General features: G+C 39.5%; 10 protein-coding genes and 1 riboswitch. Of the genes, 3 read left to right on the top strand and 7 right to left on the bottom strand.

What is annotated here, in order from left to right; all coding sequences use genetic code 11:
* Window positions 1-23: 23 nt before the first annotated feature.
* Window positions 24-1,778: a class I mannose-6-phosphate isomerase gene (locus K2F45_RS16860; RefSeq protein WP_075993190.1), complete on the bottom strand. Its 1,755-nt coding sequence runs from the start codon at window positions 1,776-1,778 to the stop codon at window positions 24-26.
* A 54-nt stretch (window positions 1,779-1,832) separates the two neighbouring features.
* Entirely contained in the window at window positions 1,833-3,170 is a 1,338-nt protein-coding gene (locus K2F45_RS16855; protein WP_075993189.1) for a sugar porter family MFS transporter, read from the bottom strand.
* 90 nt (window positions 3,171-3,260) lie between these two features.
* Here K2F45_RS16855 and K2F45_RS16850 point away from each other — a divergent pair, with 90 nt between their 5' ends.
* Window positions 3,261-3,998: a GntR family transcriptional regulator gene (locus K2F45_RS16850; protein ID WP_232475551.1), complete on the top strand. Its 738-nt coding sequence runs from the start codon at window positions 3,261-3,263 to the stop codon at window positions 3,996-3,998.
* Between the two features lie 68 nt (window positions 3,999-4,066).
* Here K2F45_RS16850 and K2F45_RS16845 read toward each other — a convergent pair whose 3' ends face one another.
* Entirely contained in the window at window positions 4,067-5,398 is a 1,332-nt protein-coding gene (locus K2F45_RS16845) for a glucosidase family protein (protein WP_248931926.1), read from the bottom strand.
* A 299-nt stretch (window positions 5,399-5,697) separates the two neighbouring features.
* Between K2F45_RS16845 and K2F45_RS16840 the strand changes: the two genes are divergently transcribed.
* Window positions 5,698-8,028: a GH92 family glycosyl hydrolase gene (locus K2F45_RS16840; protein WP_075993187.1), complete on the top strand. Its 2,331-nt coding sequence runs from the start codon at window positions 5,698-5,700 to the stop codon at window positions 8,026-8,028.
* Window positions 8,029-8,093: 65 nt separating this feature from the next.
* On the opposite strand, the gene K2F45_RS16835 is transcribed toward K2F45_RS16840, so the two are convergent.
* From K2F45_RS16835 to K2F45_RS16820, 4 genes are all read right to left on the bottom strand, one after another.
* Window positions 8,094-9,275, bottom strand: coding sequence for a homoserine dehydrogenase (locus K2F45_RS16835; protein WP_248931925.1), 1,182 nt, complete (start codon window positions 9,273-9,275; stop codon window positions 8,094-8,096).
* Between the two features lie 37 nt (window positions 9,276-9,312).
* A complete protein-coding gene (locus K2F45_RS16830; RefSeq protein ID WP_075993186.1) occupies window positions 9,313-10,356 on the bottom strand; it encodes a homoserine O-acetyltransferase family protein in 1,044 nt (347 codons plus the stop codon).
* Window positions 10,357-10,389: 33 nt separating this feature from the next.
* Complete coding sequence (locus tag K2F45_RS16825; RefSeq protein WP_075993185.1) at window positions 10,390-11,700, bottom strand: O-acetylhomoserine aminocarboxypropyltransferase/cysteine synthase family protein; 1,311 nt, start codon at window positions 11,698-11,700, stop codon at window positions 10,390-10,392.
* A gap of 255 nt (window positions 11,701-11,955) precedes the next feature.
* Window positions 11,956-12,068, bottom strand: a riboswitch (SAM riboswitch).
* Between the two features lie 181 nt (window positions 12,069-12,249).
* Window positions 12,250-14,277 carry an FUSC family protein gene (locus K2F45_RS16820; protein ID WP_075993184.1) on the bottom strand — a complete coding sequence of 676 codons (2,028 nt, stop codon included), beginning with the start codon at window positions 14,275-14,277 and terminating at the stop codon, window positions 12,250-12,252.
* A 343-nt stretch (window positions 14,278-14,620) separates the two neighbouring features.
* Here K2F45_RS16820 and K2F45_RS16815 point away from each other — a divergent pair, with 343 nt between their 5' ends.
* Window positions 14,621-17,071 (top strand): TonB-dependent receptor, encoded by a 2,451-nt coding sequence (locus K2F45_RS16815; protein WP_248931924.1) that lies wholly within the window; start codon window positions 14,621-14,623, stop codon window positions 17,069-17,071.
* Window positions 17,072-17,090: the final 19 nt, after the last annotated feature.

The raw sequence follows: 17,090 nt of genomic DNA, 5'->3' as shown, positions 1-17,090 counted from the left end.
TTTGTTTATAATAAATGGTTTAATTAACATTTGGATTCTTTGACAAAAGATTGGATAACCTTGGCCTTACCGTTTCCTAAATTACGCAATGTATAGGACCCAGCAGCAGCAGGAACGGCAAAAGTCTCGGCATAATGGAAGACCCTTTTCATGCCATTTGCTGTCGTCAGCTCAATTGCCTCGCCCTCGACAAGCATCATGATATGACACTGTCCCTGCGTTTCAATCGAAACATTCTGATCGAATTCGTATCTAAAAACATCGTAGAAATGATCTTCATGCGTTGGCAAATGTATTCTTGTTGTTTGCGCATCAAGGACTTTTTCACTGGGCTGAGATAGCAGTGTGTTTTTTACGACATCACCTTTCCGGCTAAAATTGAGGTTAGCGAATGCTCTATCGATATTTAATGGACGTGGTTTCCCATCTAAATCGGGACGCACCCAGTCGTACATTTTAAAGGTATAATTATAAGGTGTTGCACTGATTTCGAGTACGAGATTGTTCACGCCGGAAGAATGTACGGTACCATGTGGAATCAAATATAACTGGTGTTTCTTGGATTCGAATTTTTGAACGTATTGCTCGATATCCATAGCTATTCCGCTATGGAAGCTCTCTTCTAAAGCTGAGCGAAATTTGTCTGCATCAATTGTTTGCTGAAAGCCCAGATACACTTGCGCGTCTTCTTTTCTATCAACGATATAATATGATTCGTCCTGTGTGAAGTTTTCTCCAAATTCTGCTTTTGCATAAGCTGGACTGGGGTGACATTGAATGGATAGGTTGCCGCCATCAAAGGTATCCAGGAAATTGAAGCGTATTGGGAATTCAACATCGAAACGTTGCTGTGCATGACCGAGTACATTGGCACTTTCTTGAAACATCAATTGATCGAATGAAATTTCGAGAGTATGTCCATCTGCTTCGAGCAAAATACCATTTTCTGGGACAATCATTTCGAAGGACCACGCATAGTTTTTGACATCCTGATCGATGCCTGTAAGGTGCTCTTTCATCCATTGTCCACCCCATACTCCGGGTTCAAAAGTTGGTCGTACGCGGAAGTAATTTTTGGACATGGCTTGCAAAGTATTGTGTAGATCTTTCCCTGTAATCCATGGTAAGTTGTGTGATGATTGTTGATCGGCAAGAATTTCGACACGGGACAAGATGGATCTTTTATGTCGGTTCAATATTTCCCAGTCGACAAAATAATAACGCTTATAGGTTTCCTTTTGATTGGTTTGTGTTGAACAGCCTAAATTTAAAGCTTCGCCCGCCCGCATGCGTTGAATAAGCACATTTTTGGGCAGATCAATAAACATCAGTTGACTAGACGTATCGACTAATGATGCGCCAGGACCATAAAAGATGGTATATTCACCTTGTTTTGAATTGGAGTTCGCTAATATTGTTTGAAAATCCGCTAGCTTTTCGGTATCAAAGTATTCAATGAGCTGAATCCCGGCCTTTTTTCCGAACAATGGGTCATTGCCGCCTAGGTAGGGGGAGACAATATCCTGGATGGCTGATTCCGATTTTAAGGCAGAATCCATCGCAATAAATCGTGTGGCTATGCCCTGTTTTTCAAATTCTTGCTCCAGGTTGGGGATGATTGTGTCCCAGTTAACACCTACAAAACCATCAATGCTATGTATATTATGTGTAATGAGATGTGCAACAAGATCTTGGTAAGAATTTGATAAGGATCCTTGAACTGGAAACGTCGGTGCGATTTCGTACTGAAAAGGTTTTGTTTGAGTATTAGAATACATATTGATGTAATTTTTTATTGCAAATGAATGATGTTGAAGTAAATAGCTTTTTGCTTACTTGTTTGTTGATTTTTTGTTGTGTTTTTCAATCCAGAATTTTTCGATCTCCTCCAAAGGTTTGCCCTTCGTTTCTGGAAGAAATCCAAGTACAACAAGGAATGCGATGGCACAGAAAAATGCAAACAACCAGAACGTATAGCGGGCGCCCCAGGAAGCGAGAAGAATAGGCGTTAGTTGCCCCACGATCGCATCGGAAATCCACATCACCATAATACTGATACCCATGGCACGAGCCCGGATGGCATTAGGGAAAATTTCGGCTGCGACGACAAATTTTAGTGGGCCAATGGAAAAAGCAAAGAAAAATAAGAATGAAAGTATCGCGATAATCAATGCGATATTATTGACTTGACCTTGATTAAAAAGATAACCAGTAACCAGCAAACTCACGGTAGCACCCACAGTTCCCAAAAGATATAAGGGACGTCTGCCCCAATTATCAACCTTCCAGATTGCGAAGAAAGTAAATAGCACATTGGCGGCTCCAAAGAATAACTGGGCATGATAGGAATTGTTTAATGAAATACCTGATTCAAGCAATATGCTCGGACCATAATAAACAATTGCGTTGATTCCACTGAGCTGTGAAAATAAAGGGAGGAATAAGCCCAATAGAAAGGCCTTGCGATAAATAGGAGAGAACAGATCACGTAGATTTCCTTTCGAGGAAACATGGCTGACCTCTTGTATATCCGATAGTCCTAATGTGGCACTGATCGCTGCAACTTCAGTGTCTCGTCCATTTTTAGAAAGCCAACGCGGACTTTCAGGAATAAAGTAAACTCCAATGCATAACAATAAAGCCGGTATTGCGCCAACTAAAAACATAGTTCGCCACAGTTCATTTTGCTGGGCGGAGGTATATTCAAGAATCAGGTAATTGCTGATATAGGCAAATAAGATACCGAATGTAATAGCGAGCTGGTAACAGGTGACTGATCTTCCTCTAAATTTGCTTGGCGATATTTCCGCGAGATATAAGGGCACAACAATTGAGGCTATTCCAACACCCAGGCCCCCAATGCTTCTACTCACAATCAATATGCTGTAAGAAGGACTGAATCCACAGCCAATTGCTGAGAATAAAAAAAGCAGGGCCGCAGTAACAAAGGCTGGTTTTCGGCCGTATTTATCTGTTAATGGTCCTGTGAAAAATACACCAACAATACAGCCTAGCAAAGCTGAACTGACAAAAACGCCCTCTTGAGCAGGAGATAGCCCGAAAAATTGCTTCACCAACGGCAAAGCACCTGCAATTACAGCCATATCGAAACCGAAAAGGAGTCCTCCAAGTGAAACGATACATAAAATGATGATAAATCTCTTTGACATCTGCGGTTTATATTAGTATGTATATACATACAAACATATATCTATTTTTTTAATTATGCAAAAAATCTTATTTTAGCACAAGCAATCCAAATGATGAATTTAAAAATAGATCATAAAAGTCCTGTTCCGCTGCATATACAAGCTGAGAATTTGTTACGCGAATTAATTAAGCAGCCTGAATATATAGAAGGGAAATTATTACCCAATGAAATTGAATTAGCAAAAAGATTGGCAATTTCCCGTTCTACTTTGCGTTTAGCGATCAATAAACTGGTATATGAGGAGCTGCTAATTAGAAAGAAGGGGATAGGAACGAAGGTGGCTAGTTCTAAATTCAGTTCAAAATCCAAAAATTGGTTGAGTTTCTCACAAGAGATGAAAAATCGTGGGATTGAGGTGAAGAATTTTGAACTTCACGTCAGCTGGGTTGTTCCGGATAAAGCTGTTTCGAAGTTTTTTAATGTAGATGAGGATCAGAAGCTGTTAAAACTAGAACGTCTGAGAGGAAAGAAAGATGACCCATTTGTTTATTTTATCTCTTATTTCCATCCACGTATAGGTTTAAACGGCGATGAAGATTTTAAGCGGCCTCTATATGAAATCTTAGAAGCCGATTATCATGTCGTTGCAGATCTTTCTCAGGAAGAGTTGGATGCAATGGCTGCAAATAAATTTATAGCGGATAAATTGGAGATTAATATCGGTGATCCTATTTTGTCCCGCAAGCGGTTCGTATTTGACCAATCTGGAAAGCCAATTGAATATAATTTAGGGTTCTACCGTGCGGAAAGTTTTACCTATACTGTTGAAAGCAGAAGAGATTATTAAGTAATTCACACATCCTTTTTGAATGGATAATAGGATGTGTGAATAGCTCATTTATTTATTCTTTTCTTTTAATGATTCTTTTCTACGGTAGTTTCTGCCCAGCTTTCTAGGAGCGCTATTGCTTTACTGAGCACTCCTGCTGAACCTTTGAATTTCCCTGATCCGCTAGGGATGTTATTTTGACCATACCATTCGTAAAATCCTTTGTTTTTCACAACCCGATCGATCATCGGTTGGAGTTCTGCATAGGCTTCTTGATAAAAACCGTTTGAAACGAGTTGCTGGATCATCCGTCCGCCGAACCAAGTCCAATCACCACCATTTTGGTATTGGTAAGGCTGAGCCATTCCTCCGATGAAAAATCCAACCGGATAGGTCGGGTATAAGGTCAATCCAATACTCGGCATGCCAGATAACCGCACGTTTTCCAGCATTTGCGTATTAACTGTTTTTATTTCTGAAAGGGAAAGTAACCCGGCTTCTATCGCGATGGCGGTGCCCCCATGATAATGAATCGTATTTTCATCAAATCCTTTTGGGATAGGAGATGTCTTAGGGTAGAGATGAGGGATGAATTTTTGTTTTTTCTTATCCCATAAATGACGTCTACTGTTTGTTTCGAGACTCTTTTTTAATCCCTTCCATTCTGTCACCTTCGGAGAGTTGGGCTGAATATCAATCAATGTCTGCAATGCAATAATAAACATCGCATTGTCATAAATATCGATCGCCTCATTGGAGAGCTCATTCCAGTCACAACCAAAGCTATCGTTGGGTTGTACATCTCCCCAATCTGCCGTCATCGCACCCCAAAGCAATTGATACTTGTGGTTGAACCGTTCTCTTTTCAAATAATCCAACATGAGTTGGATGCGATCTTTGACAGAAATTCCACCGATAGACTCCTCCAGGATACTGTAATCCTTTGTTTTCAGGATATATTTACCGAGCAGTTGGATGAGTGACGTTTCCTGGTCTGTTTCTACTGTATTTTTAAATCCAACATGGCCTGGCGCATTTTCTGAATAATAAGGTGTGTCATCGTGCCAGGTAAAATCCTTCTTAAGGACATAGCCGTCTACCATTTCACCATTAGGCTGTTGCATCTGAAAGAATACTAAAATGGCCCCTCTAATGTCCGCTTGGGACCGCTCTTCCAAGGCGGTTTCAATAAATGTATTGAGATCCCTGGCCCAAATCTGTGAATAGCCACTTCCAGCATTGAAACCTTCTTTGATGACCTCTCGGGCAAGGCTGTCGACATATTTTAAGTTTTGATCCGCGAGAATGCTTTTTGCCAACTTAAGTTGAGTTATACCGTCGGGTTTTGTTTGTTGTGCAGCTAGTTGGGTTCCGAGTAACAGAAGTATTAGACTAAAAAATAGGGTGTTTTTTTTCATTGTGGTTTTATTGTAATTTTCATCTACTTCAGGGCTTTTGATCGAAGATCAGCCGTCCAATGTGTGTTTTTTGAATTTATTTACTGGTTATGTTTTTAGTATGTATGTACAATCAAAGTTATGGAAAAATGTCATTATTTAAGCTTTAATAACGTTTTATTTGGTTAGTATTTAAAATTTTACAAATTTAGGCAGTATGGTGAGGCCGCTTTCGTATTTAAATCGCGTAAGAAAATAGATATCATGTTTATACATACTCTATTTTTTTGTAAGTTTGCTGTAGAACCTAATTGAAAACAATGGTAAAGCGTATCATTTATTATTTTTGTAGTTTATTTGTTAGTACGGCAGCTGTTTTCGCACAGCAGAAAACAGATCTGACCGTTTTTGTAAAACCTAATATTGGATCCGTTCATAGCCGGTATTTCTTTTATACACCAGCAGCAGTGCCTTTTGGAATGGCTAAGCTCGCTCCGAGCACAAATGGAAGCTATGGGAACAAGTCAGGCTGGGAAGCTGTGGGGTACGATGATAGGCATGGGTCAATAGAAGGATTCGCTAATTTTCACGAATTCCAAGTAGGCGGAGTGGTATTTGCACCGTCCGTTGGAAAATTGAAGACAACTCCTGGTCAACTTGATCGTCCACAAAGCGGCTATCGTTCTGCTTTCGATAAGAAAGATGAGTTTGCTACTTCTGGCTATTACCGCGTCAAGTTAAAAGATTATAATATACTTGCGGAGCTCACTGCAACCAAGCGCGTCGGTTTTCATCGGTATACTTTTCCAAAAACTGAAGAAGCCAACCTTATTTTCGATATTGGCCATGTTATGGGGGAAAGTGGCCCGGTCGTTGATGCTGAAGTGAATTATGACAAAAAGCGCGTCTGGGGATATGTGGTTACCAACCCTGTATACGTACAAAAATATCAGCAGGGTGCTCACGTTAAGATGTTTTTCTTCGCGGAGATAAACAAACAGCCTAAATCTTTTGGGACATTTAGAGATTCCACAACTTTCGATCAACATAGTCGTATAAAGGGAAAAGGGGCTGGCTTGTTCCTGAAATTTGATACCCAGGTAGGGGAATCTATCGAAGTCAAGACCGGTTTGTCTTATACATCCGTGGAAAATGCACAACTGAATTTGCTTAAAGAAGCAAAAGATATGTCGTTTGATACGGCAAAGAAAAATGCCTTGCAAACCTGGAATAGTGAACTGGGAAGAATTTTGGTGGAAGGGGGGAAAGTGGACGACCGCATTAAATTTTATACTGGATTGTATCATGCTTTACTTGGTCGTGGGCTTGCAAGCGACGTCAATGGTGCATATCCCAAAAATGATGGCTCGGTAGGGCAGATTGCTCTAAATAAACAGGGGCAACCTATTCATCATCATTATAATACCGATGCGATCTGGGGCGCATTTTGGAATTTGACACAGTTATGGTCCATTGCTTATCCGGACTATTACAACGACTGGATTCAGAGTCAATTGTTGGTTTATCGCGATGCCGGTTGGTTAGGAGACGGTATTGCCAACAGTAAATACGTTTCGGGTGTAGGGACTAATTTTACAGGTTTGGCAATTGCAGCGGCGTATAATGTGGGTATTCGTGACTATGATGTGAATCTTGCCTATGCTGCGGTGCGCAAAAATGAATTGGAAGGGAAAGACCGTCTGCCTGGAGCGGGGAAGTTAGATGTAGGAGTTTTCGTTCGCAAGGGCTATTCACCCTATATAAAAGATGATAATGGTAGTCCCGAATTAATGACCAATGGATCTCCATTTGGTGCTTCGCATACCTTGGAATATGCTTTTTCTGCTGCTGCAGCCGCACAGTTTGCAAAATCATTGGGGCACCAAAAAGACTACATTAAATTTCAGGGATTATCCGATGGATGGCGCAATCTGTACGATACTACGACGAAGTTTATGCGACCAAAGGATAGTACTGGGCGATTTATTTCAAACTTTAACCCTTATGAACCATGGCGTGGATTTCAGGAGGGAAATGCTTGGCAGTATACCTTCTATGTTCCGCATGCCCCACAGGAATTGGTTAAACTGGTTGGAAAGGATCTGTTTAATCAGCGGTTGGATAGTATTTTTACGGTGTCGCAGAAGAATGTGTTTGGAGGCGGTACACAAATTGACGCTTTCGCAGGGATTGAAAGTCTTTATAATCATGGTAATCAACCGAACCTGCATATCTCTTGGTTATTCTATTTTTCTGGTAGACCTGATTTAAGTCAGAAATGGGTACGGGCAATTTGCAATGAATTTTATGGTAATGATGCAATACACGGTTATGGCTACGGACAAGACGAAGACCAAGGACAGCTTGGCGCATGGTATGTCTTGTCGAGTATCGGCCTATTCGACGTACGAAGTCTCACCACCGAGAAGCCCGCGCTTCAGATTGGCGCGCCACTTTTTGATCGGGTAACGATACAATTACCGGAGAAATTAAGAAAAAATAAATTTATCATTCAGGTGAAGAAGGAGCAACCCAATAGTTATATTGTTGATCAGGTTCGGTTGAATAACCGCCTGTGGAAAGGTTGGCAGCTTCCTTTTGAACGCCTGGTAGAAGGTGGGATTTTAGATGTCAAGTTGAAAGGCAACTAAATTTAAGCAATAAAAAAATAGCCCCATTCGGGGCTATTTTCAAGGTAGGTTGGTTTGTTGATTGCCTACGCGATTTCAGCAATAAAATTGCCCTCTTGATCCAAATCGGCTTTGTGAGCTGCGATTTGTTGAAGATTAATATGTCCTATGACATATTTGAAATCTGGTGCGTAATATCGTTCTGTGATTTCACTGAAATTTAACTTTTCAATCAGCGTATCATCTGTGTATCTCAAATAAACCTTAATTAAATAATCTTGGCTATAATTTAATGTGCTGGATTCTAAATGTTTTTTATATTCATAACGGTATCCATAGCGAAGGGCAGCGATATCCGATAGTACAGCAGAACCCGTAGGGTGGCCACCGGCCCCTTTACCATAGAAAAATTGTTCGTCTGCAAAGGCCGCTTTTACCAATACACCATTGTTCTCATTTTCCACATTATAGAGCATGCTGTCTTTGCCTACTAGGCGTGGTAATACATAAAGTACAACTTTGTTGCCGTCGATCTCTTTTGCTGTTGGTATCAATTTGATCTTGAGGTTCTTTTCTTTAGCAAAACGAATATCTTGCTGTCTCAATTTGTCAATACCAATATTAAAGACATCGTCTGGTTTGACATAGATTCCGTACGCATGGGAAGCAACAATACATACTTTAAATTTTGGGTCAAATCCACCTACATCAAGGGTTGGATCTGTTTCTGCAAAACCAAGTTCTTGCGCTTTCTTTAAAGCGTCTGTGTATTGCTGGTTTTCATTGAAAACTTTAGATAAAATATAGTTGGAAGATCCATTAAAAATACCGCTGACAGAATGAAGTAATTCATTGTCATAGTACTCTTCTAAATTCCGTATAATGGGAATACTTCCGCAAACGGCACCTTCATACAATAAACTGGTGCCGTATTCATGTTGGATATCAACCAGCTCTTCCAAATGGCTGGCAATCATTTTTTTATTGGCAGATACCACATTTTTTCCCGATTTCAAGGCACGAACAGTTAGTTGATAGGCTGCTTCGGCATCATCTATTAGTTCGACAACAGTATTAATTTCTGGGTCACCTAAAATTGTTTCGGCATCGGTAGAAAATAGATCTGCTGGTAGCGAGCGCTTTTTATCTCCGTTTTTAATGACAAATTTTTTGATTTCCAGATTAAGGTTTTTGGTTTTGATGATATCGTAAAGACCTTGGCCTACTACACCAAACCCAAACATCCCTATTGTTAATTTATTACTCATATCTCTTCTTAAATTCTCTTATATATTATTTATTCTCTTATACTAATTCGTTGATGTATTCTTTTTGTTTCCGCAGAAAGCTGCTGATGATTTTCGTGAGTTTTTTTGTTTCGATCAAAAACCCATCGTGGCCATAAGTAGATTCGATCTCCTGATAGTGGGCATTCGGAATATGTTGAGCGATGAATTGTTGCTCTTGTGGAGGAAACAACAAATCTGTATTGACGCTCAGCACTAAAGTTGGACAGTCGATGCTCGCTAAAGCGGATTCGATAGATTTTCTTCCACGACCTAAATTATGGCTGTCCATTGCTTTGGTTAGGAAGTAATAGCTGTACGCATTATAGCGTTTTACCAATTTTTCACCCTGATAGTTTTGATAGGAGGATGCTTTATAATGATCGAGTTTTTCGTTATCATACTCCTTTTGTGTGTTGGCATACGTTGTATAGTTGCGGTAAGACAACAGTGCCATAGCGCGTGCAACTTTTAAACCCTTAGCTCCGCCATCGGGATGATTCGCATAAAAGGTTCGATCAGTAGTAATGGCAAGACGTTGACTTTCATTGAATGCAATACCCCATGCTGAATGGACGGCATTTGTTCCAACGACGATTAGATGGTTGATGGCTATACTGCGTGATACGGCCCATTCCAATGCTTGTTGACCGCCCAATGAGCCCCCAATAAGGATCTCTATTTGTTTGATATCCAGGTGGTCTGCAAGAAATTGATGGGCTTTGACCAAATCCCTTACTGTAAATTCAGGAAAAGATAAGTAGTAAGGTTGTCCAGTAGCAGGGTTTATAGATAGCGGATTACTGCTATTATATGCTGATCCGATGACATTGGCGCAGATAATAAAATAATCGTTTGAATCAAATAGTTCACCTGTTCCAAAAAGACCTGACCACCAATCCAGTACATCCGCATTGGCCGTTAGTGCATGGCAAACCCAGATCACATTACTGCGATCTGCATTGGGTTTGCCAAATGTTTCATAACTGATTTGTAAATCAGTAAGCTCTCTTCCATTTTCAAATACAAAAGGCTCCGGGTGCAGATAAATATGCTTACTCATTTTACGTTTACGTTTTAAGCCGAAAAAATCTGATTATTTAATTTTATCAAAAGCTTGTTGTAAATCAGCTTTGATGTCATCAATATGTTCTATTCCTACAGAAAGACGTAATAAACCTTTGAACACTCCGGCATTGGCTTGATCTTCATCACTCAATTGTTGGTGAGTAGTCGCTGCTGGATGGATAATCAATGACTTCGTATCACCGACGTTGGCCAGGTGACTGATCAATTCTAAGCTGTCGATAAAGCTATTGGCCTTTTGTGCTGCGTCACCTTTGAGCTGGAAAGAAAGCACTGCACCATAGCCATTTTTAAGGTATTTTTGTGCGTTAGCGAAGCTCGGAGAGCTTTTTAAGCCCGGATAGTTTACTTTTTCTACCTGTGGATGCGCCTCAAGCCATTTAGCTACCTCTAAAGTGTTGTCTACATGGCGTTGCACCCGTAAAGACAGGGTTTCAAGCCCTTGTAATAATAAGAATGAATTGAAAGGAGAGAGTGCTGGCCCGAAATCCCGAAGCCCTTCCACACGTGCCCGAATGGCAAATTGAATATTTCCAAACGGTCCGCCTTCACCGAAAACTTCGGAAAAAACTAAGCCATGATAGCCTTCAGATGGTTCGGAAAATTGAGGGTATTTTCCATTGCCCCAATTGTAGTTTCCGCCGTCGACGATGACACCACCAATGCTTGTACCATGTCCACCGATCCATTTAGTAGCCGATTCAACCACCACATTCGCACCATACTCCAAAGGTTTAAATAAATATCCCCCAGCTCCAAAAGTATTATCGACGATTAACGGTAAGTCATATTTTTTTGCTACTGCAGCAATTTTCTCAAAGTCTGGAATATTGAAACTTGGGTTTCCAATTGTTTCAACATAGATGGCCTTTGTTTTATCATCAATGAGGGCTTCAATTTTATCTGCCTCGGCGTCCGTTGCAAATCGAGCTTCGATGCCCAGACGTTTAAAAGAAACTTTAAACTGGTTGAATGTACCGCCGTATAAGTTGGATCCGGCAACAAAATTGTCACCACTTTCCAAGATATTATTTAATGCAATAAACTGTGCCGCCTGGCCAGATGCAACAGCAACAGCCGCGACTCCACCTTCCAGTGCCGCAATACGTTGTTCGAAAACATCCGTGGTAGGATTCATAATCCGTGTATAAATATTGCCGAACTGCTTTAATGCAAATAAGTTTGCGCCGTGTTCGGCATTTTCAAATACAAAAGATGTTGTTTGATATATAGGAACTGCTCTAGATCCCGTAGTAGGGTCAGCGACTTGGCCAGCGTGAACCTGAAGAGTTTCGAATTTTAAATTTTTGTTTGAAGACATAATATATCAGATTTTAAGGGTTCAAAAAGAAATTGCTAAGTAAAAAGAGAAGCATACACACCTCCTTGAAGGGTCTGTTAAATCTTTATCCAAGAAAAAGGAAATGATTCTTAACAAGCGTGGAAGTGCATATGCATACGCATTCGCATCAATACAGTTGTATGATGGCTTACACTTTCGCTTATCGTGCGGCTCACTTGTGTTGAACCTGAATTTTTAATGGACTTCAGTAGTTTAATAATCATTGTCTTATGTTATTTATATGCTCCAAAACGATATTGTTTTGGACAGGAATTGGCACCTTTTCAAACAAATTGAAGGTTGCCAGTGGGTCATTGAGCCAGTCTCTCGCCACTTCTTTATAAATCAAGACCTACTGATTAAGGGAGGTGTTGATTAGAAATCTTCTTTCGAAGACGATACAAATATAAACTCTTTTTTTATTAAAGCAAAAGAAAAGCTGTTTTTTAGTTAAAGGAATTTTGAATAACATACGGATCGGATCGCATATTGTTCGATGAAACTTGATAAGTAACTGCCAATCGGGTATTATGATTTCTTTAAGTTGATCCGTTCTGCAATTTGATTTAAATCTGTTAAAAGAGGTTTAAGTGCATCAATTCTACTATGGATGTCATACGTCAGGTGGCGATTCGTCTTTTTGCTTAACGATAGCGAAAGACCCACCAAATGGGAGTTGACCTGATAAGAGAGTGCCTGAAAATGGTGTATATGTGACCAATCCATCCATTTGTGTTCGGGTTCTTTTTTCATTTGATTGATAGCGTCTGAAAACAGGGCCATGGCAGTCTGCGCTTTTTTGCGAGCCAGCCGTATATCAAACGAACTTTGTCTCTCGTCCGACAGACGGTTATTGATGATCTGGAAATAATGTTCGTTGTAAAGAGATACCTCTTTTGCCAGCTGAACCATGCCTGTGCTCTGGCGTACAGGTATCAAGAAATAACCTGCTATAGCCAAGAATGCTCCAATAAGTGTAAAAAGCATTCGGCTGCCTAAAATGAGATTGATATTGCCTTCAAACAAATTGAGTGCAATCACAATTCCCAAGGTAATAAAGATGACACTGACCATATAATTAGATCGATTGAATAAAAAGAATCCGAAAAGACCTAATGCAGCTATGGTAAGAAGAGCCGGGAGAAAATGAATAGCAATTAAGCAGAATATGCCAACGATTATACCCGAGAATGTGCCTACAATACGCTCTATATTACGCTTTTTTGTCATTGAAAATGCTGGTCTGGCAACAATAGCGATCGTCAGTAAGATCCAATAGGTATATTTAAAATCTAAAAATAAAATACCGATCAATGCGCCTGTTCCAAAAAGAAGAGCCATCCGAACGGCAAATCGAAAAAGCGGGTTATTCAGATGGAGTTTACTTTTTAGATCAGCAAGATTGCGCAAAGGTCGATTGATAAATTGTTGGTACTCACTGCTGTCAATCTTATCCTGGATTTCCTGATTTTGATAAAAAGCCACCTGAATTCGGTTGAGCACTTCAATAATTGCTTCGATGTTGCTTATGATCGAATATAATATACTTTTTGCTTGACCGGCCTGCTCTTCTTGAATTTCTTTTAAATCCTGTAAGAGGGCATTAATTTTAAAGTTATTGTGATATAATTGATGTGCATACCGAAACCTCTTGTTAGGTTGTGAAAAGCTATCAATTTCTAAAGCTAATAATTTGATTGTTTGACGGATTAAAGGGAGGCTGCCCGTGTCTGCAAGGTTTTTGCGAATCGCATCATAGTCGTGATCAAGTGCAATAATTAACTCATGGAGGTCAATTAACCCATAAACTTGACTGAGCCAATAATTGCTTTTATGCCACTGTTGGCTTATGATTTTTTTTTCTCGAAAAAGAAGGGACCTGATTTGTTCCTGCTGTTCGCTGATCTGGCCATGAATTTTGCCTACACGACTGTACGTTATATTCAAAGGAATATCGGGATCGTAAGACTGGGATCGTATCAATAGAAATTGGGATAATCCATGAAAACCATTGGCCATCGCATGTTTTAGCGAGCGATAAGGTTGTATATAGGCCTGTAAAAGGCTAAAAAAGTAATATATAATGGATCCTGTTGTAATCTGTAAACTAACTGCAAGGGGGTGTTGCGGGGCCATTCCGATCACAAAACTCATGAGAATCAATGTCATGTTTCCAATTGCAGCATAACGAGCTCCAAAAAGACCGTATAACGTACATATAAAACCGGCCGCCGCTAGCAATATAACCAAGGGCCAATGATACGGAAATACAATCGCTGTAAACAATGATGCAACGAAAAAGGTGGGAATACATACGAGAGCAGAAGAAAGTTTATCCTTTCTGTTTCCAGGAGGATCTGTGAGTGTTGTTAATAACGATCCGACACCGATTCCAATTGCCGTGCTCGCTTGCGCTCCCAATAAGTAGATCGCTAAACTTGGCAAGATGCTGATGGAAACATTACGTAATGCGTCTCCAGAATGCTCGCCATGCATAAATCGTATCATAAGGATATAAATACGGTAGAATCTTTTCTTCAATGATACAGTGCTCATTAATCAGTTTACTAATTTTCTGTGTAAAAATACAAATATTATGCTTGATATTTTTTGTGTACAATTTATTTGTTTTGATTTTTGTTTATTTTTTGAATTTTTATTTTGATTCGATGTGCTTTTCTTGCGCTGTGCTTTTTGGAGATTCAAGATTAGCTGGGATGATTTCACCGGCTTTAGCATCGATCAGTGAGGGATATGGTTTACCGATGTTATTTGGTTGTCTACCGAGTGAATCGGACGATCTATCTATTTCTACTAGTCAACGTGTAATGAATACACGAGGTTTGTTGTCATTATTATGAAGTTGACTATCTAATCGATAGCCTAAAGAAATTACATTATGAAACCACAAAAAATTAAATTGCTCTTATTTTCTCTTATTTTATTCCTGTTTTCTATTGCCGGACCCGTTTCAGCACAGTCTGACGGCGGAAGATTACGTACAGTCGTTGTTGGACAAGACAACCAGCCTATTGTGGCTGCAAATATTTCACTATTTCGGAAGCCCAATGATATCTTGTTAAAAGGAACTTTATCCAACGAAAATGGAGAAATTGTGTTATCTGCGATTCCCGAGGGCAAGTATAGCCTACAGGTGTCCACGGTAGGGTATGCTATTTATCGTTCTGCTGAAATGGTTGTAAGTACGGGAGATCTCAAGGTGCTGGATACGATTCGTTTACAAATGGAAAGTAAAGTGTTGAGTGAGGCACAGGTGATCGGTAAGAAGCCATTGATTGAAAGTCATCTCGATAAAGTTGTCCTCAATGTCGAAAACAGTATTTTGGCAACAGGGAATAACGCATTGGAGCTCCTGCAAAAGGTTCCAGGAGTAACTTTAGACAACAAAAAGATCAATCTACGTGGAAAAAGTAATGTGATTATCATGATTGATGGTAAGCCTACTTATCTTTCTGCTGATGAAATATCGCGATTATTGGAAAATACGGCTTCCAATGCAATAGCGTCGATCGAAGTACTGACCAATCCACCCGCAAAATATGATGCCGCAGGGAATGCAGGAATCATTAATATTAAGACAAAGAAGAATACGCAATTTGGAAGTAATGTTAGTTTAAACCTCAATTTAGGGCAAGGTAAATATACAAAGGCGGATGGTGGCTTTCTAATAAACCATCGTAACAATTGGGTAAACTTATTTTCTTCTTATAACTACGCAAATGCCTTAGGATTTAATGATTTAGATATCGATAGGGCTGTAGATACCAAAAATGGAACGACTTTTTTCAATTCGGATTCTTATTCGAAATTCCGTTATCGAGGCCATAATTTCAAATTTGCGGCAGATTTTAACCTGGGAAAACAGGAAATCATTGGATTTGTGGTTAATGGTAATGTAAGCAATGGCCATTCAACACGCGAGGGAAGCAATCTGATCGCCTCTCAAAAAGGAAAGCTTGATTCGATTGTATTAGGAAGCAATTTGTCAGATTTTAAATACCATTACCTCACTTATAATCTTAACTACAAAAAGACATTTGATACTTTAGGGACTGAATTGACCGTTAATGGGGATTATTCATATTCGAAAAATAATGACAATAGCACTGTTGGAAACCGTTTTCTGGACGCAAATTGGGAAGAATTTAAATCACCGAATATTTTCCGGAATGATATGCTTTCTAAGACAAACATATTAGTTTTTAAAACTGATTTTGTGCATCCTTTTAATAAAACGACGAAACTTGAGGCGGGCTTAAAATATAGCCGCGTAAAAACAGATAATAATTTGTTGTACGAAGATCAGGATCAGCAAGGCGAGTTTGTGCAAAATAATGGTCAAAGTAATCAGTTTTTGTATATTGAAAATATAGCTGCAGCTTATTTCAGCCTAAATAAATCGTTCGGAAAGTTTTCCGTACAAACTGGACTGCGTGTTGAAAATACGAGCTCCCTGGGAAATTCGGTGACGCTAGGGCAACAAACAAAACGGACCTATACCGATTTTTTTCCATCCATATTTGTACAGCAACAGATTAATGATAATCACAAGCTTGGTGCGAGTTATAGCAGACGTATTGACCGCCCTGATTATGGGTCATTGAATCCCTTTGTGTATTATTTGGATCAATACACGTATCAGTATGGCAACCCTTATTTAAATCCACAATATACTAATTCGTATGAAGTAAATTATACTTTTAAAGAGCGCTATTTATTGAGTTTGGGCTACAAGAGGACCAACGATGCCATCACTCAGGTCATAGAAAGCAATTCGGAGACCAAAGCTATTGCACAGACAGACCGAAACCTGGCTTATTTTGATTATTACAACATGAATGTCAATATACCAGTTAAACTTTTTAAATGGTGGAGTATTTCTAACAATGCCAGCGCTTTTTATAATAAGTTTAGTTTTGATGAGCACTCCGGAGCGCAACGCCAATTGGAAAAGTTATCCTTCCAGGTAAGTTCCAATCATGATATTCGAATTGGGGAAACAACAAACCTGGAGCTGACAGCCAATTATTTTTCGCCAGCAGTTTATGGGGTATTTAGTTTTCAGTCTTACTATGGTATCGATCTTGGTGCTGGAAAAACATTTCTTGACAAAAAATTGAATGTGAAGTTGGCTGTAAATGATGTGTTGAATACAAGAGGTCAGCGCAGATTGTCGAGTTATCAGGAAAATGGATACTATCGTATCCGCAATGGATATGATAGTCGGGTTATCCGATTGTCAGTTTCTTATCGTTTTGGTAATATGAATATTAAGTCAGTCAATAAGAAGGCTGGTAATAATGATGAAGATAATCGTTTAAAAAAATAGGAGCTACTGTTGTGAGGGG

Origin of the sequence: Sphingobacterium siyangense (assembly GCF_023277505.1) — a bacterium.
Taxonomy (GTDB): Bacteria; Bacteroidota; Bacteroidia; order Sphingobacteriales; family Sphingobacteriaceae; genus Sphingobacterium; species Sphingobacterium siyangense.
The sequence above is the reverse complement of the archived record's forward strand: the minus strand, read 5'-3'. Positions and strand labels throughout refer to the sequence as shown.